General features: G+C 73.7%; 2 protein-coding genes. Both read right to left on the reverse strand.

Annotation, left to right across the window (positions count from 1 at the left end):
• Positions 1 to 105: 105 nt before the first annotated feature.
• Positions 106 to 1,350, reverse strand: coding sequence for an MFS transporter (locus ACWED2_RS18085; protein ID WP_449691622.1), 1,245 nt, complete (start codon positions 1,348 to 1,350; stop codon positions 106 to 108).
• Positions 1,347 to 21,101 (reverse strand): non-ribosomal peptide synthase/polyketide synthase, encoded by a 19,755-nt coding sequence (locus ACWED2_RS18090; RefSeq protein WP_449691623.1) that lies wholly within the window; start codon positions 21,099 to 21,101, stop codon positions 1,347 to 1,349. Before ACWED2_RS18090 ends, ACWED2_RS18085 begins: the two co-directional genes overlap by 4 nt.
• Between the last annotated feature and the right edge of the window lie 45 nt (positions 21,102 to 21,146).

Consider the following 21,146-nt stretch of genomic DNA (forward strand, 5'->3'; position numbering starts at 1 on the left):
TCTCACTCGTCGCAGCAGGCATCACCTGCTCAGCTCACACACATGGGCTACCCAGTGAAGGCGCATCCGGAACGTCGACCACCCGCCGGCATCGCCGGCGAGCGGTCACGACCGGTTCTCCGGGGCGGTCCCGGCGGTGACGAGCGTGTCGGCGCGGGGGAACCGGCGCAGGGTGGGGCTGATCGTGACGACGATGGTCACCAGGGCGATCCCGGCCGCGCACAGCAGGACGGCGTCCGTGCCGGGGAACGTCTGCACCACCAGGCCGCCGAAGGCCGGCCCGGTCGCCGCGGACACCCCGGAGATCACGCCCAGCACGCTGGTCAGGCGGCCGCGCAACCGGTCGGGGGTGAGCAGCAGCTGGTAGGTGCCGATCGTCGTGTTGGCGGTCGGCGGCGAGAGGGCCATCGCCACGAACAGCGCCGCCAGCAGGTAGCCGTCGTGGATCACGGCCGCCAGCGGGGTGAGCAGGGTCAGCACCCAGAACACGCTCATGATCGACACGTAGGGGCTGAGCCGCCGCTGCAGGTACGGCGCGATCAGGGAGCCCAGCACCCCGCCGACCCCCAGCATCGCGGCCATCACGCCGATCTCGCCCGAGGTGACGCCCCGCTGCTGGGCCAGCACGATCACGACGATGTAGTAGGCGCTGAAGAAGAAGTTCAGGCTCACCGCGCACGCCATGGTGGCGCGGACGTGCCGCACCGACCACACCCAGCGCAGCCCCTCGACGATCTCCCGGCCGAGGTGCCGGCCGTCGGACGGCGCTTCCTCGCGGCGCGGTGCCCGGACGAAGCAGAGGGCGACCAGCGAAACCAGGTGGGCCAGCAGGTCGAAGGCGAACGGGACGGCCCGCCCCAGCGCGTAGAGGAACCCGCCGGCCGCGGTGCCCGACAGCTGGCCGAGCGCGCCGCGCGCGGAGTTCATCGCCACCGCGGTGGACAGCTGGTCCGCGCGCACCACGCCGGCCAGCATCGCGTCTTCGGCCGGGCCGAACAGCGACCGGCAGCAGCCCATGACCGCCGCGACGGCGACCAGGTGCGCGACGCTCACCACGTCCCACCAGATCGCCGCCGCCAGGCTCGCCACCGCCAGCGCGTAGCCGGCCTCGCAGCCGAGCAGGATCTTCTTGCGGTCCCAGCGGTCCGCCAGGGCGCCCGCGGGCAGCCCCGCGACGAGCTGGGCCATCGCGTCCACGCCGAGCACCAGCCCGGACAGCGCCGGCGAGCCGGTCACCGCCAGCACCAGCAGCGGCAACGCGATCATCGACGCGCTGAACCCGGCCTCCGACAGCGCCTGGCTGCCCCACAGCAGCTGGTAGTCCCGGTTCCGGGACAGCCGCGTGCTCACCGCCGCTCCTTCCGGCGGGCCGGCGCCTGGCTGTCGGCCGCGATCCGCCGGAGCGCGGCCGCGAAGTCGCCGGCCACCCGTTCGACGGTCCGCCGGTCGTGCCGGCCGGGCTGGTAGATCAGGGTGAACACCAGCTCGCCGTCCTGGACCGCGCCGACCAGGTCGAGCAGGTGCGGGCGGTGCTCGGCCGGGTCGTGGTCGAGGCCGAGCGAGCCGCGGACCGCGGTGTAGAGACCCTCGGCCGCCGCTTTCCCGCTACCGTCCCACTGGCCGAGGTAGTTGAAGGTGATCTGCGGCTGCGGCCCGGTGCCGGCGAACCGCTCCCGCACGTCCGGGTCGCCGAGGTGGCGGAGCGCGCCGTAGCCGAACCCGTTGCCCGGCACGGCCCGCAGCTGCTTGCGGACCGACTTGACCAGCGTCCGCCAGTCCGGGTCGTCCGCGCCGTCGGCGGACAGCGCCACCGGGTACAGGGTGGTGAACCAGCCGACGGTCCGGGTGAGGTCGACGCCGTCGAGGACGTCCTCCCGGCCGTGGCCTTCCAGGGCGATCGACACGTCCGGGCGCCCGGTCCACCGGGCCAGTGCCCACGCCAGCGCGGTGAGCAGGACGTCGTTGACGCGGGTGCGGTAGGCCGACGGCGCCGAGCGCAGCAAGGCGTCGGTGTCGCCGGCGTCGAGCGCCACAGTGACCTCCGCCGTGCCGGTGGTCCCGCCGTCGTGGTCCACCGGCAGCGGTCCCGAGTCCGGCAATCCGGTCCAGTAGGCCAGTTCGTCGTCGAACCCGCCGTCGCGGACGTGGTCGCGGAGGCGGTGCGCCCAGTCCCGGAACGACGTCGTCCGCGGGCCGAGGTCGATCGGGCCGCCCCGGGCGGCCTGCCGGTAGGCGGTGTCGAGGTCGTCGAGCAGGACGCGCCAGGAGACGGCGTCGACCACGACGTGGTGGATGGCGAGGAACAGCCTCGCCCGCCACCCGTCGCCGGCGGTGGCCAGGACGGCGGCCAGCAGCGGGCCGCGGGTGAGGTCGAACCCGGCGTGGACGTCGTCGGCGATCCGCGCCAGCGCGGCCCGCCGCTCGGCCTCGGGCACCGCGCTCAGGTCCTCGTGACGCAGCACGGGCACCGGGTCGACGTCGGCGTTGTGCTGGTGCCAGCCCTCCTCGGTGCGGGTGAAGCGCATCCGGAGGGCGTCGTGCTGGGTCCACACCGCGGCCAGGGCCCGCTCCAGCGCGCCGGCGTCGAAGCCGTCGGCGAGCTCGACCAGCATGGACTGGTTGAAGTGGTGCGGGTTGACGGTGTGGTGGGCGAAGAACCAGTCCTGGATCGGGGTCAGCGGCACCGGTCCGGTGACCGGCCGGTCCGGCTCCGCGGCCTCGGCCACCGCCCCGGCCACGGGCGCCAGCGCGGCGACGGTCTGGTGCAGGAAGATGTCCTTCGTGGACAGCTGCAGACCGGCCCGGCGGGCCTGGGACACGACCTGCATGCTGAGGATGGAATCGCCGCCCAGCTCGAAGAAGTTGTCCGCGGTGCCGACCCGGTCGAGGCCGAGGACCTGGGCCCAGATCTCGCAGAGCACCCGTTCGGCCGGGGTCGACGGCTCGACGTGGCGGGTGCCCGGTTCGGCGGCACCGTCGACCGCGGGCAGGGCGCGGCGGTCGACTTTGCCTTGCGGGGTCAGTGGAATCGCGTCGATGGGCACGAACACCGAGGGCACCAGGTAGTCGGGCAGCGTCTCTTTCAGCGCTGTCCGCAGCGACGCCGGGTCCGCGGCCGAGACGACGTAGGCGACCAGCCGGGCGTGCCCTTCCTCCGGCCGGATCGCCACCACGACCGCGGCCGCGACCTCCGGCAGGCTCGTCAATGCGGCTTCGACCTCGCCCGGCTCGACCCGGAACCCCCGGATTTTCACCTGGTCGTCCAGCCGGCCCAGGTACTCCAACTGACCGTCCGACGTCCAGCGGACCCGGTCGCCGGTGCGGTACATGCGTTCACCGGGCTCGCCGAACGGATTGGCGACAAAGCTCCCGGCCGTCCGCCCCGGCCTGCCGAGATAACCGCGGGCCAGCTGAGCCCCGGCCAGGAACAGCTCGCCCGGCACCCCGGCGGGCACCAGCCGCAGGCTCTCATCGAGGACATAGGCTCGCGTGTTGGCCAGCGGGCGACCCAGAACCGGTCGGTCGCTGTCGCCGACCCGGCACGAGATGGCATCCACTGTGTACTCGGTCGGGCCGTAGAAGTTGTGCGCCACGGTGACTTCCGCAGCCGCCAGCTCACGCCAAAGCGCTTCGTCGAGGGCTTCACCGCCGAGCATGAGGATCTTCGGCCGGTGCCGCGGATCCGACAGCAACCCGGCGGGAATCAATCGGCGCAGATAGGTCGGGGTCAGGTCCAGGAAATCGATGCGGCGCTCGGCGATGTAGCCGACCAGTGCATCCGGGTCGAGCCGGACGTCCTCGCCGATCAGGTGCAGTTCATGGCCGTCGGCCATCAGCACCGGGCCTTCCAAGGACGTGTCGAACGACAGCGTGGCGGTCAGCGCCACGCGCAGCCGCTGCTCCGGTGGGGCGAAGTCGTTGCGGTGGTTGAAGAGCAGGTTCGTCAGGTTCCGGTACGGGACCGCCACGCCCTTCGGACGGCCGGTGGAACCGGAGGTGTAGATGACATAGGCCGTGTTGTCCGGCCGTAGCGGCGCAACCCGGTCGGCGTCGGTCAGGTCCGCGGCGGAGTACTCCTCCAGCCCGGCCGCCATTTCCGACGGCCCCAGGACCAGACTCGCCCCGGCGTCCCGCAGCAGCAGCTCGATCCGGTCGGCAGGCAACGCCGGATCGATCGGCAGGTACACCGCACCGGCCTTCAGCACCGCCAGGAAAGCGATGATCGCGTCCGCAGTACGCGGCAACACCAGTGCCACCACCTGCTCCGGACCCGCACCCTGCGCAACCAGGTGCCGGGCCAGGCGGTTGGCGCGAGCATTCAGCTCGCCGAAGCTCAAGGTGACATCCCCGGCGACCAGCGCGGTCTCCTCCGGACGCCGCTGGGCCTGCGCCTCGAACAGCTCGGTGACGGTGGCCGCGGGCACGTCCAGCGCGGTGTCGTTCCACGTCTCGGTCACCAGTTCGCGCTCGGCCGCGGCCAGCAGCGGCAGCGCGTCGACCGGCCGGTCCGGGTCCTCGGCGATCCCGGCGAGCAGGACGCCCAGGTGCTCGGCCAGCCGGTCGATCGTGCGGGCCTCGAACAGGTCGGTGTTGTAGGTCAGGGCGACCCGCAGCACGTCCCCGTCCGGCTGGAACTCGACGCTCAGGTCGAACTCGGCGGTGGTCATCGGCAGCTCCAGCTCGCCGGCGGTGAGGCCGGCGAAGGCGGGCAGGCGGCCGCTGGTGTTCTGCAGGGCCACCAGCACGTCGAACAACGGGGTGCGGCTGGGATCCCGGCTCGGCTGCACGGCGTCGACGACCCGCTCGAACGGCAGGTCCTGGTGGTCGAACGCCTCGCGGACCCCGACGGCGACCTCGTCGAGGAACGCCGTGAAGGTCCGGTCCGGGCGGACCCGCGAGCGCAGCACCAGGGTGTTGACGAAGAACCCGACGAGTCCTTCCAGCTCGGGCCGCTCGCGGCCGGAGGCGACCGTGCCGACGACCACGTCGTCCTGGCCGGCCCAGCGGCCGAGCAGGACCTGGCAGGCGGCGACGAGGGTGGTGAACAGGGTCGTCTCCCGGTGCCGGCTCACCTGCTCGAGCCGGGCGGTGACCGCCGCCGGGACGGTGACCTCCCGGATCGCGCCGCGGGTGGTGCGCACCGGCGGCCGGGGCCGGTCGGTGGGCAGCTGCAGCGGGGTGAGGTCGCGCAGCCGCTCGGTCCAGTACTCGACCTGCCCGGCGAGCACCCGCTCGGCGAGGCGGCCGCGTTGCCAGGCCGCGAAGTCCGCGTACTGCACCGGCAAGGGCGGCAGGTCGGCCTGCTCGCCGCGCAGCGCGGCCTCGTAGAGCCGGCCGATCTCTTCGGCGATGATCCCGTTCGACCAGCCGTCGGTGACGATGTGGTGCACGGTCACGAGGAGCACGTGCTCCTCGGGGGCGAGCCGGATCAGGCTGGTACGCAGCAGCGGTCCTTCGCGCAGGTCGAAGGGCTGTTCGCCGTCGGCGCGCAGGATTTCCGCGAGCGCTTCCTCCCGGGTGTCCTCGGGCCGGCCGGTCAGATCGGTGACCGGCACCGGGACCGGCGCGGGCGGGTGCACGAACTGGACGCCGCGGCCCTCGGCCGAGCCGAAGGTGGTCCGCAGCGGTTCGTGCCGGGCGACCAGTGCGGTGAACGCCGCCGCGAGCGCGTCGACGTCCAGGTCGCCGCGCAGCCGTACGGCGGACCCGGTGACGTACTCGGTGCCGCCGGGCTCGAACTCGTCGAGGAACCACAGCCGCTGCTGGGCGAAGGACTGCGGCAGTTCGCCGTCGCGGGGCAAGGCCGGGATCGGGTCCTCGGCGGTGGCCCCGACGGTTTCGATCGCGGCGGCGAGCCGGGAGACCGTCGGGTGGGCGAACACCGCCCGCGGCGACAGCGAGACACCGCAGTCGGCCAGCAGCCGGGAAACGAGCCGGATGCTGAGGATCGAGTCGCCGCCGAGCTCGAAGAAGTTGTCCTTCGCCCCGACCCGCTCGACGCCGAGCAGCCGCTGCCAGATCCCGGCGACCGCGCGCTCGGTCGCGGTGGCCGGCTCGGCGTAGGGCTGTCGCGAGGTCAGTGGGCCGTCCGGGGCGGGGAGCGCCCGGCGGTCGACCTTCCCGTTGCGGTTCAACGGAAGCGCGGGCAGCACCAGGACGACGGCGGGCACCATGTACTCGGGCAGGGCCGCGGCGGCGTGCGCCTGCAGCTCCGCGGGGTCCGCGGCCCGCCCGGGAGCCGGGACGACGTACGCGATCAGGCGGCGGGTGCCCGGCTCGTCGGTGTGGACGGACGCGACCGCCTGCGCGATCGCCGGGTGCGCGGCCAGCACGGCCTCGACCTCGGCGAGCTCGATCCGGAACCCGCGCAGCTTGACCTGGTCGTCGGACCGGCCGAGGAACACCAGCTCCCCGCCGGGTCCGCGCCGGACGACGTCGCCGGTGCGGTACATCCGCTCCCCCGGCGCGCCGAACGGGTCGGCGACGAACCGCTCGGCCGTCAAGCCGGGGCGGCCGAGGTAGCCGCGCGCCAGCCCCGCGCCGGCCAGGCACAGTTCGCCGGGGGCGCCGGCGGGCAACGGCCGCAGCTCGGCGTCCAGCACGTACGCGCGCATGCCGTCCACGGGGCGGCCGATCGGCACGGGCTCGGGGACGCCGGTCTCGCCGGTCATCCGGAAGGAGGTGGCGAAGGTGGTCGTCTCGGTGGGGCCGTAGCCGTCCACCACGACCAGCCCCGGGCACGCGGCCTGGACCGCCCGCACCACGGCGGGCGGGACGACGTCGCCGCCCGTCCACACCTCGCGCAGGCCGCGCAGGCAGTCCGGGGCGTCCTGGGCGAGCAGCCGGAAGAGCCCGGCCGTCAGCCACGCCGCCGTCACGTCGTGCTCGGACACCGCGCGCCGCAACGACTCCACGGTCAGGTCCGGCTCGCCGGGCAGCACCGTCGCACCTCCGTTGAGCAGCGGGACCCACAGCTCGTAGGTGGAGGCGTCGAAGGCCAGCGGCGAGTGGGAAAGGACCCGCGTGTGGGCGCCGCCGGCGAACCGGCCGTCCCGGGCAAGCGCGGTGATGTCGCGGTGGCGCACGGCGACGCCCTTGGGCACGCCGGTGGAGCCGGAGGTGTACATGACGTAGGCGAGGTTTTCCGGATCGACCACCGGTTCGGGCGCGGTGGCCGACCGCTGCTCGCCGACCGTCAGTACCGGTCCACTGTGGACGGCTTCGGCGGCGGGCACCTGGGTGTCGCCGGAAACCACGACCGACACCCCGGCCTCGGCGAGCACGGCACGCAGCCGCTCGTGCGGCGCCCGGGTGTCCAGCGGCACGTAGGCCGCGCCGGCCTTCAGCACGGCGAGCTCGGCGACGACGTGCTCGACCGACGGTTCGAGCAGCAGCCCGATCCGGTCCTCGGTGGCGACGCCCAGCTCGGCCAGCTGCCGGGCCAGGTGGTTCGCCCGCTCGTCGAGCTCGGCGTAGGTCAGCGTCCGGTCGCCGTCGAGCACGGCGGGGGCCGCCGGCTGGCGCCGCACCCGGTCGGCGAACAGCGCGGGCACCGTGGCCGGTGTCCCCGCCGCGTCGGGACCGTGGGCGTCGGCGAGCACCCGCGCGCGTTCGGCGGCGCCGGCCCACGGCACCCGGGCCAAGGGCCGGTCCGGGTCCGCGGTGACGGCGTCGAGCAGGAAGACCAGCCGCTCGGTCAGCCCCGTGATCGTGCCCGGGTCGAACAGCGCCGGGTCGTAGGCGAGGTCGAGGCTGAGGCCGTCACCCAGATACGCCCGCAGGCACAGCGGGAAGTTCGTGGCGTCGGCCGCGGTGACCTCGGCGACCCGGGGCGCGCCCGCGGTGGCGGGCTCGCTGATCGGGTAGTTCTCGAAGACCACCATGCTGTCGAACAGGTTCTGCCCGGCGGGCACGTCGCTGAGCGGGCGCAGCCGGGTCAGCGACACGAAGTCGTGGTCGCGGGCTTCGCTCTGGGCCGCCTGCAGCTGTCCCAGCCACCGCGCGACGGGCTGGGTGCCGTCCACGCGGACGCGGGTCGGGATGGTGTTGATGAACAGGCCGATCATCGTCTCGACGCCGGGCAGGTCGGCCGGGCGGCCGGACACGGTGGTGCCGAACAGCACGTCGCGGTCGCCGGAGACCAGCGCCAGCAGCAGTGCCCAGCCGCCCTGGACGAGGGTGTTGACGGTGAGGCCGTGGGTGCCGGCGAACTCCCGCAGCCGCAGCGTCGCGGCCGGGGGCAGCTCGATCTTGACCGAGTCGGTGGAGCGGGCCTCGTGGGCCTGGGCCGGCGGGCGGTCATAGGGCAACGCGGTGGGCGTGTCGAAGCCGGTCAGGGTGGTCCGCCAGAACGCGTCGGCGGCGGCCTGGTCGCGGCCGGCCAGCCAGCCGAGGTAGTCCCGGTACGGGCGCCGGGAGACCAGGGCAGGGCGGCCGCCGGCAGTCGCGGCGGCGTACTCCTCGCAGGCCTCGGCGAAGACCTGGGCGGTGCTCCAGCCGTCGAGGACGACGTGGTGGCAGGTCCAGAGCAGCTCGACCTCGTCGCCGGGCAGGGCGGCGATGGCCAGCCGGGTCAGCGGAGCCCGGGTCAGGTCCAGCGGGGTGGCCCGGTCGGCTTCCATGAGCTCCCGCAGGGCGGTTTCCCGCGCGGCCGGGCCGAGGTCGCGCCAGTCGTGGTGGACGACCGGCAGGGTCGCGGTGCGATCGACCACCTGCACCGGCTCTTCCACGCCGGTCCAGACGAGCCGGGTGCGCAGCACCGGCGTGCGGTCGACCACCCGCTGCCAGGCCGCGGCGAGGCCCGCGGGGTCGGCGACGCCGGCGAGGCGCACGCGGACCTGTTCGAAGTAGGCCGGGGAGCCGCCGTCGAGCAGGGTGTGGAACACCATGCCGGCCTGCAGCGGGGTGAGCGGGTAGATGTCCTCGACCGCGCGCCCGTCGCCGGCCACGGCGTCCACTTCGGACTGGCTCAGCCGGGCGAGCGGGAAGTCGGACGGCGTGCGGCCGCCGGCGTCCGGGGCGGCGCAGTGCGCGACGATCTCGCGCAGTGCCGCCGCGACCTGCTCGGCGAGCCCGCGCACGGTGTCTTCCCGGTGCACCTGGGGCGAGTAGGTCCAGGCGAGTTCGAGCCGGCCGTCGTCGACGATGCCGACGACGTCGAGCAGGGCGCCGCGCGGCCGCTCGGGGGCGGCGTCGGGACCGAGGTCGCCGCCCCACCCGCGGTACAGCCCGCCGGCTTCGCCGCCACCGCTCCACTGCCCGTGGTAGTTCAGCGAAATCTGCGGCACCGGGGCGTCGCGCAGGGCCAGCGAGCCGTAACCGAGGCCCTTGCCGGGCACCGCCCGCAGCTGTTCCTTGACCGCCTTCAGCGTCGGTCCCCAGTCTTCGGTCGCCGGAAGGGTGAGCGCGACCGGGAACTCGGCGGTGAACCAGCCGACCGTGCGGGAGAGGTCGAGGTCGTCGAAGATCTCTTCGCGGCCGTGTCCTTCCAGAGAGACCAGCACGCGTTCGCGGCCGGTCCAGCGGGCCAGTACGCGGCCGAGTGCGCTGAGCAGGACGTCGTTGACCTGGGTGCGGTAGACCTCCGGGACCTGGCGCAGCAGGGCGTCGGTGGCGGCGGCGTCCAGGTCGACGGTGAAGGTGCGGGCGCTTCCGGCGGTGTTCTCCCCCGCCGCATCCACCGGCAGGCCGGGGTCGACGCCGTCGAGTGCTTCGGTCCAGTACGGCAGTTCGGCGTCGAACGAGTGCCCGGCGAGGCGGTCGGCCCAGCGGAGGTAGCTGACCGGGGCCGGGCCGAGGTCGACCGGCCGGCCGGACACCACCTGGCGGTAGGCGGTTTCCAGGTCTCCGAACAGGATCCGCCACGACACGCCGTCGACCACCAGGTGGTGGACGACCAGCAGCAGCCGCGGCGGCCGCGACTCGGAAGTGATCAGCACGGCGGCGGCGAGCGGGCCGCCTTCGACCCGCAGCGTGGCGCGCGCTTCGGCGGCGACCGCGCTGATGTCCGCAGCGGAAGTGTGCCGGAGCGCCGGGATCTCCGCGTCGGGCGAGAACTCCTGCCGCCACCCGTCCGGGGTGTGGGTGAACCGGGTGCGCAGGGCGTCGTGGCGGGCCAGCACCGCGGCCAGCGCGGTTTCGAGGGCCGGGATCGCCACGTCCGGGTCGAGTTCGGCGAGCGTGGACATGGTGAAGTGGTCGACGGCGCCGGTTTCGAAGAACCACCGCTGGATCGGGGTGAGCGGCGCCGCGCCGGTGAACCCGGCTTCGGGTTCGGCGGGTGCTTCGGTGCCGGCGACGAGGGCCAGCTCGGCGATGTTCTGGTGGCGGAAGACGTCCCGCGAGGTCAGCCGCAGGCCGTGGCGCCGGGCCTGCGAAACGACCTGGATGGACAGGATCGAGTCGCCGCCGAGGGCGAAGAAGTTGTCGTCCACCCCCGGTTCCGGCACGCCGAGGACGTCGGCCCAGATCTCCGCCAGCAGCCGCTCGGTGTCCGTGCGCGGAGCCGTCCGGCCCTCGGCCGGGCCGGGGTGCACGGTGGGCGCGGGCAGAGCGCGGCGGTCCACTTTGCCTTGCGGGGTCAGCGGAATCGCCTCGATCGGGACGAACACCGAGGGCACCAGGTAGTCGGGCAGCGTCTCCTTCAACGCCGTCCGCAGCCACGTCGGATCCGCCGTCGAGACCACGTAGGCCACCAACCGGGCGTGCCCGTCCTCGGACTTGCCGGCCACCACGACAGCCCCGGCGACCTCGGGCAGGCGCGTCAAGGCGGCTTCGACCTCGCCCGGCTCGACCCGGAAGCCCCGGATCTTCACCTGGTCGTCCAGCCGGCCGAGATACTCCAGCTGACCGTCCGACGTCCAGCGCACCCGGTCACCGGTGCGATACATCCGCTCACCGGGCTCGCCGAACGGATTGGCGACAAAGCTCCCCGCCGTCCGCCCCGGGCGGCCCAGGTAGCCGCGGACCAGCTGCGCCCCGGCCAGGAACAGCTCACCCGGCACCCCGGCGGGCACCAGCCGCAGATTCTCATCGAGGACGTAGGCGCGGGTGTTGGCCAGCGGCCGCCCCAAGACCGGCCGGTCGTGCTCGCCCACCCGGCACGAGATGGCGTCCACTGTGTACTCGGTCGGGCCGTAGAAGTTGTGCGCCACGGTCGTTTCCGCAGCCGCCAGCTCACGCCAGAGCGTTTCGTCCAGGGCCTCGCCACCCAGCATCAGGACCTTCGGCCGGTGCCGCGAATCCGACAGCAGCCCCGCGGGCAGCAACCTGCGCAGGTACGTCGGAGTGAGGTCCAGGAAATCGATCCGGCGCTCGGCGATGTAATCGACCAACGCCTCCGGGTCGAGCCGGACGTCCTCGCCGATCAGGTGCAGCTCGTGGCCGTCGGCCATCAGCACCGGACCTTCCAGCGACGTGTCGAACGACAACGTCGCCGTCAACGCCACCCGCAACCGCTGCCCCGGCGGGGCGAAGTCGTTGCGGTGGTTGACCAACAGGTTCGTCAAGTTCCGGTACGGGACCGCCACGCCCTTCGGGCGACCGGTCGACCCCGAGGTGTAGATGACGTAAGCCGTGTTCTCCGGCCGCAACGGCGCGATCCGGTCCGCGTCGGTGAGATCCGCGTCGGAGTGCTCCCCCGGCTCCATTTCGGACGGTCCGAGGACCAGGCTCGCCCCGGCGTCCCGCAGCAGCAGCTCTTTCCGGTCGGCGGGCAACGCCGGGTCGATCGGCAGGTACACCGCACCGGCCTTCAGCACCGCCAGGAAGCCGACGATCGCGTCGGCCGTGCGCGGAAGCGCGAGCGCCACCACCCGCTCCGGACCCGCACCCTGCGCAACCAGGTGCCGGGCCAGGCGGTTGGCGCGAGCATTCAGCTCCGCGAAGGTCAGCTCGGTGTCCCCGGCGACCAGCGCGGTCACGTCCGGAGTGTGCCGGGCCTGCGCCTCGAACAGCTCGGCGACGGTCACCGCGGGCACGTCCAGCGCGGTGTCGTTCCACGTCTCGGTCACCAGTTCGCGCTCGGCCGCGGGCAGCAGCGGCAGCGCGTCGACCGGCCGGTCCGGCTCGGCCGCGACGGCGGTGAGCAGCATCGTGAGGTGTTCGGCGAAGCGCCGCATCGTCGCCGCGTCGAAGAGGTCGGTGTTGTAGTTCAGCTGGCCGCGCAGGCCGCTCGCGTGCTCCTCGAACTCGATGCCCAGGTCGAACTCGGCGGTGGTCATCGGCAGCTCGAGCTCGCTCGCGGTGAGGCCGGCGAGGGCGGGCAGGCCGGTGCCGATGTTCTGCAGGGTCACCAGCACCTCGAACAGCGGGGTGCGGCTCGGGTCCCGTTCCGGGCTGAGCTCGTCGACGATCCGCTCGAACGGCACCTCCTGGTGGGCGAACGCGTCGAGGACCGTCCGGCGGACGGTGCCGAGCAGCTCGCCGAACCCCTGGCGCCCGTCGACGCGCGACCGCAGCACGACGGTGTTGACGAAGAGGCCGACGAGGTTCTGCACCTCCGGGTGGTCCCGCCCGGAGGTCACCGTGCCGACGACCACGTCGTCCTGGCCCGACCAGCGCCGCAGCACCAGCTGGCAGGCCGCGACCAGCGCCGTGAACAGGGTGGTGCCGGAGTCGCGGCACAGCCGGTGCAGCCCGGCGAGGGCCTCGGCGCCGAGGGTGAACCCGAGTTCGGCGCCGTTCGCCGTCCGGGTCGCCGGCCGGGGGCGGTCGGTCGGCAGGTCCAGCGGGCGCAGGCCGTCGAGTTCACGCCGCCAGAAGCCGAGCTGGTCGTCGAGGAAGGCACCGGTCAGCCGGGTGCGCTGCCACGCGGCGAAGTCCGCGTACTGGACGGGCAGTGCGGGCAGTTCGGCGTTCTCGTCGCCGTAGAGGGTGACCAGCTCACCGGCGAGCACACCCATCGACCAGCCGTCGGTGATGATGTGGTGCAGCGCGAGCACGAGCGCGTGGTCGTCCGGCGCCACGCGGACCAGCCGCGCCCGCAGCAACGGCCCCTCGGCCAGGTCGAACGGCCGGGCGAGGTCCTCGGCCAGCAGCCGCCGCAGGTCCTCCTCCGCTTCTGCGCCGGCGAGCTCGGTGACCGGCAGGGCGAGCGGCCAGGGCGGCCCGACGACCTGGCGGGGCCGTCCGTCGACGGCCGGGAACGTGGTGCGCAGCGACTCGTGCCGGGCGATCAGCGCGGTGAGCGCCCGGGCGAGGGCGTCGGGCCGCAGGTCCCCGCGCAGCCGCACGCCGAAGACCGTGACGTGCTCGGGGTTGTCCGGGACGAAGTCGTCGAGGAACCACAACCGCTGCTGGGCGAAGGACAGCGGCAGTTCGCCGTCGCGGTCCGCTCGCGTGATCGCCGCGGTGGGCGGCGTGGCGGACGCGGCGGGCAGTACGGCCGCCAGGCCCGCGACCGTCGGGTGGTCGAACACCGTCCGCGGCGACACGTCGACGCCGAAGGCCTCGCGCAGCGCGGACGTGAACCGGATGCTGAGGATGGAATCCCCGCCGAGGGTGAAGAAGTTGCCGTCGGCTCCGACGCGCTCCAGGCCGAGCGTCCTGGCCAGGACCGTCGCGACCGTGCGTTCGGTTTCGGTGCGGGGTTCGACGAAGTTCTCGGGGTCCGTCGCGGCCGGCGCCGGCAGGGCCCGCTGGTCCAGCTTCCCGTTGCGGGTCAAGGGCAGTTCGCCGAGCGTGACGAAGGCCGAGGGGACCATGTAGTCCGGCAGCGACCGGCCCAGGTGTTCGCGCAGCCGTGCCGCGCTCGGCGGGGCGTCCGGCGTCGCCGGGACGACGTAGGCGACCAGCCGCTTGCGGCCGGGTTCGTCCTCGCGGGCCAGCACCGCCGCCGAGCCGACGTCGGCCAGGGCGAGCAGGGTGGCCTCGATCTCGCCCGGTTCGATGCGGAAGCCGCGGATCTTCACCTGGTGGTCGGCGCGGCCGTGGTACCGCAGGGCGCCGCCGCGGGTGCGGGACACCCGGTCGCCGGACCGGTACATGCGGGACCCGGGTGCGCCGAAGGGGTCGGCGACGAACCGGGCGGCGGACAGGCCGGGGCGGCCCAGGTAGCCGCGGGCCAGGCCGTCGCCGGCTACGTAGAGCTCGCCGGGCACCCCGGCCGGGACCGGGTTGAGGTCGGCGTCGAGGACGTACCCGCGCAGGTCGGGCAGCGCGGTGCCGATGATGCCCGGACTGTCCGTATCGGACACCAGGTCGTGGTGGGTGACGTGCACGGTGGTTTCGGTGATGCCGTACATGTTCACCAGGCGCGGCGTGCGGTCGCCGTGGCGGGCGAACCAGCCGGTCAGCCGCCGCGTGTCGAGGGCCTCGCCGCCGAAGACGACGTACCGCAGGGCGAGCCGGGCCCCGGTCTCGGGATCGTCCTCGTCGGCCCGGGCGAGCTGGTAGAACGCCGACGGCGTCTGGTTGAGCACGGTGACGCCTTCGTCGGCCAGCAGGCGGAGGAACTCCCGCGGCGAGCGGGAGACGCCGTGCGGCACGACGACGAGCCGGCCGCCGTGCAGCAGCGGGCCCCAGATCTCCCAGACGGAGAAGTCGAACGCGTAGGAGTGGAACAGCGTCCAGACGTCGTCGGTGCCGAAGCCGAATCGGGCGTCGGTGGCGGCGAACAGGCGGGTGACGTTGCGGTGCGGGATCACCACGCCCTTGGGCACCCCGGTCGAACCGGAGGTGTAGATGACGTAGGCGGGGTGGTCCGGGGTGCAGCGCACCGGCGGGTCGGTGTCGGGACCCGAGTCCACCTCGACGTCTTCGGGCCCGAGGACGGTGACGGGGTCGGTGTCGGCGAGCATCCGGTCGACGCGCGCGGCCGGCGTGGCCGGGTCGATCGGCAGGTACGCGGCCCCGGCCTTGAGCACGGCGAGGATCGCGACGACCTGCGCGGCCGAGCGCGGCAGGCGCAGGGCGACGAACCGCTCGGGCCCCGCGCCGAGCGCGATCAGCCGGTGCGCCAGGCGGTTCGCCCGCGCGTCGAGCCCGGCGTAGGTCAGGTGGGTGCCGCCGTCGGTGAGCGCGACGGCGCCGGGGTTCGCCGCCACCCGGGCGGCGAACAGCTCGGTGATCGTCGGCGCGGGCAGCGGAACGGGCTCGTCCGCCACCAGCTGCGCGCGGTCTCCGGCCGACAGCCACGGCAGCCGGGCGATCGGGCGGTCCGGGTCCTCGGCGAGGCCCAGCAGCAGGGTCTCCAGGCGGGCCACCAGCGCGGCCGCGGTCTCCTCGTCGAACAGCGCCGGGTCGGTGCAGAGCTCGAGGCCCAGGCGACGGTCGACGTAGGCGCGGAGGGTGACCGGGAAGGTGGTGGCGTCGAGGGCGGTGACCTCGCGCAGGGTCACCCCGGCCCGCGCGGCGGCGTTCTCGTCGAACGGGTAGTTCTCGAACGCGACCATGCTGTCGAACAGGTTCTCCGCCGGCGGGACATCGCTGAGGGTGCGCAGCTTCCCGAGCGCGAGGAAGTCGTACCGCCGGGCCTGGTTCTGCTCGTCCTGCAGCCGCCGCAGCCAGGCGAGCACCGGTTCGCCGCGGTCGATCCGCGTCCGCGTCGGGATGGTGTTGATGAACATCCCGACCATGGATTCCACGCCCGGCAGGTCGTCGGGGCGGCCGGAGACAGTGGTGCCGAACACGACGTCGGACTCGCCGCTGTGGTGGGCCAGCAGCAGCGCCCACGCGCCCTGCACGAGGGTGTTGACGGTCAGGCCGTGGTGCCCGGCCACCTCCCGCAGCCGCGCGGTGTCCTCCGTGGACAAGGCGGCCCGGGTGGTCCGCGAGGAGCTCGTGCGGTGCGCGCTCGCCGGGGACCGGTCCCAGGGCAGCGGGGTCGGGGCGGCGAAGCCGGACAGCACCGCGCGCCAGTGCTCCTCGGCCGCCGTGCCGTCCTGCGCGGCCAGCCAGCCGAGGTAGTCGCGGAACGGCCGGTGGGCCGGCACCCGGGGCGCGCGGTGCTCGGTGAGGGCGGCGTACTGCTCGCACACCTCGGTGAACAGCTGCGCCAGGCTCCAGCCGTCGAGCACGATGTGGTGGAAGGTCCACACCAGCAGCACCCGGTCGGGGGTCAGCGCCACGACGGCCAGCCGCGTCAGCGGGGCGGTGGTCAGGCCCACCCCGGCGGCGGCGTCTTCGGCCGAAAGCCGTTCCAGCCGCGCGTTCCGCTCGGCCTCCGGCAGCTCGCGCCAGTCGTGCTGCGTGATCGGCAGGGCGGCCCGGCGCTGCACCACCTGCAGGGGCTCTTCGACGCCGTCCCAGACCAGCCGCGTGCGCAGGACCGGGGTCCGGTCGGCGACCTGCTGCCAGGCCAGCGCGAACGCGGCGGGGTCGCGGACACCGTCCAGGAGCATCCGGGCCTGGTCGACGTAGGCGCCGGCGGCGGGATCGAGCAGGGTGTGGACGGGATCGAGCAGGGTGTGGAACAGCATGCCCGCCTGCAACGGGGTCAGCGGGTAGACGTCCTCGACCTCGCGACCGTCGCCCACCAGCCTGTCTACAGTGGACTGGTCGAGCCGGGCGAGCGGGAAGTCCGACGGGGTGCGCCCGCCGCTGCCGGGCAGCGCGCAGTGCGCGACGATCTCCCGCAGGCCCGCCAGCATCGCCTCGGCCAGCTCCCGGACCGTCTCGGAGTCGTTGACCTGGTCGGAGTAGGACCAGGTCAACGACAGCTCGCCGGACTCGACGACGCCGACGACGTCCAGCTGGTGGGTGCTTGCTTCTTCGGGGGCGATCTCCGAACCGGGGCTGTCGTGCCGGCCGCGGAACAGGCCGTCGCCACCGGACCCGGCGTCCCAGCGGCCGTGGTAGTTGAAGCAGATCTGCGGCAGCGGGAACGCCTGCAGGGCGTGGCCCCGCGCACCGGGCTCGCCGAGGTGGCGCAGGGCCTCGTAGCTCAGGCCCCGGCGCGGGACGGCCCGCAGCTGCTCCTTGACCGCCTTGAGGGTCGCCCCCCAGTCCCGCGACGGCGGCAGGTCGAGCGCCACCGGGAACTGCGTGGTGAACCAGCCGACCGTGCGGGAGAGGTCGACGCCGTCGAGGACGTCCTCGCGGCCGTGCCCCTCCAGCGCGATCAGGACGCCGTCCTGGCCCGTCCGGTCCGCCAGTGCCCGCCCGAGCGCGCTCAGCAGCACGTCGTTGACCTGGGTCCGGTAGGCGGCGGGGACGCGGTGCAGCAGCGCGTCGGTGTCTTCGGCGCCGAGGGTGACGGTCAGCTGTGACAACCGGGGCTTCGCCCCGGGCCGGGGGCTTCGCCACCCGGACCCCCGAAAAGCGGGCGTGCGGGTGGAGCCGGTGGTCCCGGCGCCCGCGTGGTCGGCGGGCAGCGCCGCCGGCACCCGGCCGGCCACCTGCGTCCAGTGCTCGAGGTCGTCGTCGAATCCCCCGTCGCGGACGTGCTGCTCCAGCAGGTGCGCCCACTGGGTGAACGCCGTGGCCGTGGCCGGGAGCCGGATTTCCGCCCCGGCGGCGGCCTGGCGGTAGGCGGTTTCGAGGTCGCCGAGCAGCAGCCGCAGCGACACCCCGTCGGCCACGAGGTGGTGCACGGCCAGGAACAGCAGCGGCGGCAGGGTGCCGCGGACGAGCAGCACCGCGCCGGCGAGGGTGCCGGTGGCCAGGTCCAGCCCGGCACGCACCTGGGCGGCCGCGGCCTCGATGCCGGCGCGCTGCCCGGCCTCGCCGAGCGAGGACAGGTCCCGGATCCGCAGCACCCCGGTCGGCGCGGCGGGCGTGACCTCCTGCCGCCACTGCCCGTCGACGGTGAAGAACCGGGTCCGGAGGGCTTCGTGGTGGGCGACGACCGCGTCGACGGCGGTCCGCAGCGCCTGCCGGTCGACGTCGGCGGGCAGCTCCAGCAGCTGCGACATGGTGAAGTGGTTCAGCGGCCCGTGGGTGGCGAAGAACCAGTGCTGGATCGGGGTCAGCGGCGCGGGCCCGGCGACCGGCACCGCGGCCGGGGCGGGTGCCGCGGTGGCCTGCGCGGCGGTCGCGAGGCCGGCGATGGTCTGGTGCAGGAAGATGTCGCGCGAGGTGAGCCGCAGGCCGGCCTGGCGGGCTTGGGCGACCACCTGGATGGACAGGATCGAGTCGCCGCCGAGGCCGAAGAAGTTGTCCTCCACGCCGATGCGGTCGGTGCCGAGCACGGCGGACCAGATGGCCACCAGCTGGTGTTCGACGGCGGTGCGCGCGGGCACGTAGGCCTGGCCGCCGTCCGCCGGGGCGCTGGGCTCCGGGAGCGCCTTGCGGTCGACCTTCCCGTTGGCGCTCAACGGAAGCGCGTCGAGCGTCACGAACGCCGAGGGCACCATGTAGTCGGGCAGGTCCCGCTGCAGCCACGCCCGCAGGTCCGGCTTGCCGGTGGTGACGACGTAGGCAACAAGCCGCCGGTCCCGGGCGACGACCACGGCTTCGGTGACCTCCGGGTGTGCGGCCAAGGCCGTCTCGATCTCGCCCGGCTCGATCCGGAAACCGCGGATCTTCACCTGATCATCGGCCCGGCCGACGAACTCCAGCACCCCGTCCCCGGACCAACGGACGACGTCACCGGTGCGGTACATCCGCTCCCCCGGCACCCCGAACGGGTTGGGCACGAACCGTTCCGCCGTCAACCCGGCCCGGCCGAGGTACCCACGGGACACCCCCGCACCGGCGATGAACAACTCGCCCGCCACCCCCGGCGGGACCGGCCGCAACCCCTCGTCCAGGACATAGGCGGCCATGTTGTCCAACGGGCGACCGATCGGCATCGCGTCCGGAACCGCGTCATCGGGGGCAAGGAAATACCGGCTCGCGAACGTCGTCGTCTCGGTCGGCCCGTAACCGTCCACGACGGTCAGGCCGGGACAAGCCTCCCGCACCTGCCGGACCGCGGCGGCAGGCACGACGTCGCCGCCCGTCCACACCTCCAGGACCCCGCGCAGGCAGGCGGGATCCACCTGCGCCAGCAACCGGAACAGCCCGGCGGTCAGCCACAGTGCCCGCACTCCCCGCTGCGTGACGGCGTCACGCACCACCTCGGCATCCACATCACCCGGCGGCGCGACCACCACATGGCCGCCGTTGAGCAACGGCACCCACACCTCATACGTCGAAGCGTCGAACGCCTGCGGCGAATGCAGCAACACCGTCCGGTGCGCCGCACCCGCGAACGACCGATCCGAAGCCAGGGCCACGATGTCGCGATGGGTCACCGCGACGCCCTTCGGCGTCCCGGTCGAACCCGACGTGTACATCACGTAGGCCAGATTCCCGGGCCGCACCACGACGGGCGCACCCTCCGGACCGGTCTCGCCCACCCGGGCCACCGGTCCACTGTGGATGTCCGAACAGGACCGATCGGCGATGACCACGGAGACACCCGCTTCGGCCAGGACCAGCCGCATCCGGCTCTCCGGCGCGCGCAGGTCCACCGGCACATACGCCGCCCCCGCCTTCAACACCGCCAGCTCGGCCACGACGACGTCGGCGGAGCGCTCCAGCAGCACCCCGACCCGGTCCTCCACACCCACGCCCAGCTCGGCCAATCGGGACGCCAGCCCGTCCGCGCGGGCATCCAGCTCCGCATAGGTCAGATCGTCGACCGCAAGCGAGTCCGGGGTCCGGCGGACCTGGTCGGCGAACCGGCTGACGACGGTGGCCTCGGCCACCGGGTACGCCGTGTCGTTGAACGCCCGCAACACGCGCTCGCGATCGCCGTCGGTGAGCAGATCCAGGTCGCCGACCGGGCGCTGCGCCCCGGCGGCGATCGCGGTGAGCAGCACGGTGAGATGTTCGGCCAGCGCGGCGACGGTCCGCGCGTCGAACAGGTCGGTGTTGTACTCCAGCGATCCCTCGAGCGCGGCCGCGGCCGGCTGGAACTCGACGGTGAGGTCGAACGTGGCCGCCCGGCGGGTCACCTCGACCGGTTCGGCCGTCAGCCCGGCGAAGTCCGGCTGCCCGCCCTGGCCGCCCTGCAGCAGCACCATCACGTCGAACAGCGGGTTGCGGCTGGGGTCGCGGTCGACCCGCAGCGCTTCGACCAGTTTCTCGAACGGGGTTTCGGCGTGGTCGAAAGCCTCCAGCACGGTCGTGCGGACCGCGTCCAGGAACGTCCCGAACGGCTCCGCACGACCCACAGTGGACCGGATGACGACGGTGTCGACGAAGAAGCCGACCGTCCGCTGCAGTTCGGGCCGGTTCCGGCCGGAGACCACGCTGCCCACCGCGACATCGGTGCGGCCGGTGTAGCGGGCGAAGAGCACCTGGCAGGCGGCGAGCAGCACGGTGTACAGCGTGGTGTCGTGGACCCGGGCCAGCTCGGCCAGCCCGGACGCGACCTCGGCCGGGACGCGGAAGCGGTGCACGGCACCCGCGGTCGTGCGCACGGCCGGCCGGGGCCGGTCGGTCGGCAGGTCGAGTGGCTCGACCCCGGCCAGCTGGGTGGTCCAGTAGGCGAGGTGCCGGTCGAGAGCGGGCCCGGCGAGCCGGTTCCGCTGCCACACGGCGAAGTCGGCGTACTGGACCGCCGGTTCGGGGAGGTTCGCGGGCTCGCCGCGGACGGCGGCCGCGTAGAGCGCACCGAGCTCGCCGACCAGGATGCCCATCGAGGCGCCGTCGGTGACGATGTGGTGGGCGGTGAGCAGCAGGACGTGGTCCTCCTCGGCGACCCGCACCAGCAGCACCCGCACCAGCGGCCCGCGGCGCAGGTCGAACGACCGGCCGTACTCCGCGCCCAACACCGCGTCGAGGTCGGCCTCCTCGGTGGTCAGGTCGACCGTCCGCACCGGGATCTCCGGCGTGTCGTGGATGACCTGCACCGGGCTGCCGCCGGTGTCGTCGATGGTGGTGCGCAGGGCTTCGTGGCGGGCCACCAGCTGCTCCAGCGCGCCGGTGAGCACGCCGGTGTCGAGCGGCCCGGTCAGCCGCAGCGCCACCGCGCTGTTGTACTCCGCGTCCCCGGGCCGGAACTCGTCGAGGAACCACAGCCGCTGCTGGGCGAACGACAGCGGCAGGGCGCCTTCCCGCGGCGCCCGGCCGATGACGTCGGACCGCTCCGCCCGCCCGGCCAGCCGGCGCTTGAGCGTCTCCCGCAGCTCCGCGGGCAGCGCGTCGATGCGGCTCTTCCTCGAGGTGGTCATCGCTTTTCGTTCCTCACAGCTGGAGTCGGGAGTGGTCCGGGGACG

The organism is Amycolatopsis sp. NPDC005003 (assembly GCF_053600695.1).

Bases quoted from the DNA above. Each gene is read 5' to 3' on its own strand.
- ACWED2_RS18090 (WP_449691623.1), bottom strand. From the start codon at position 21,101: ATGACCACCTCGAGGAAGAGCCGCATCGACGCGCTGCCCGCGGAGCTG.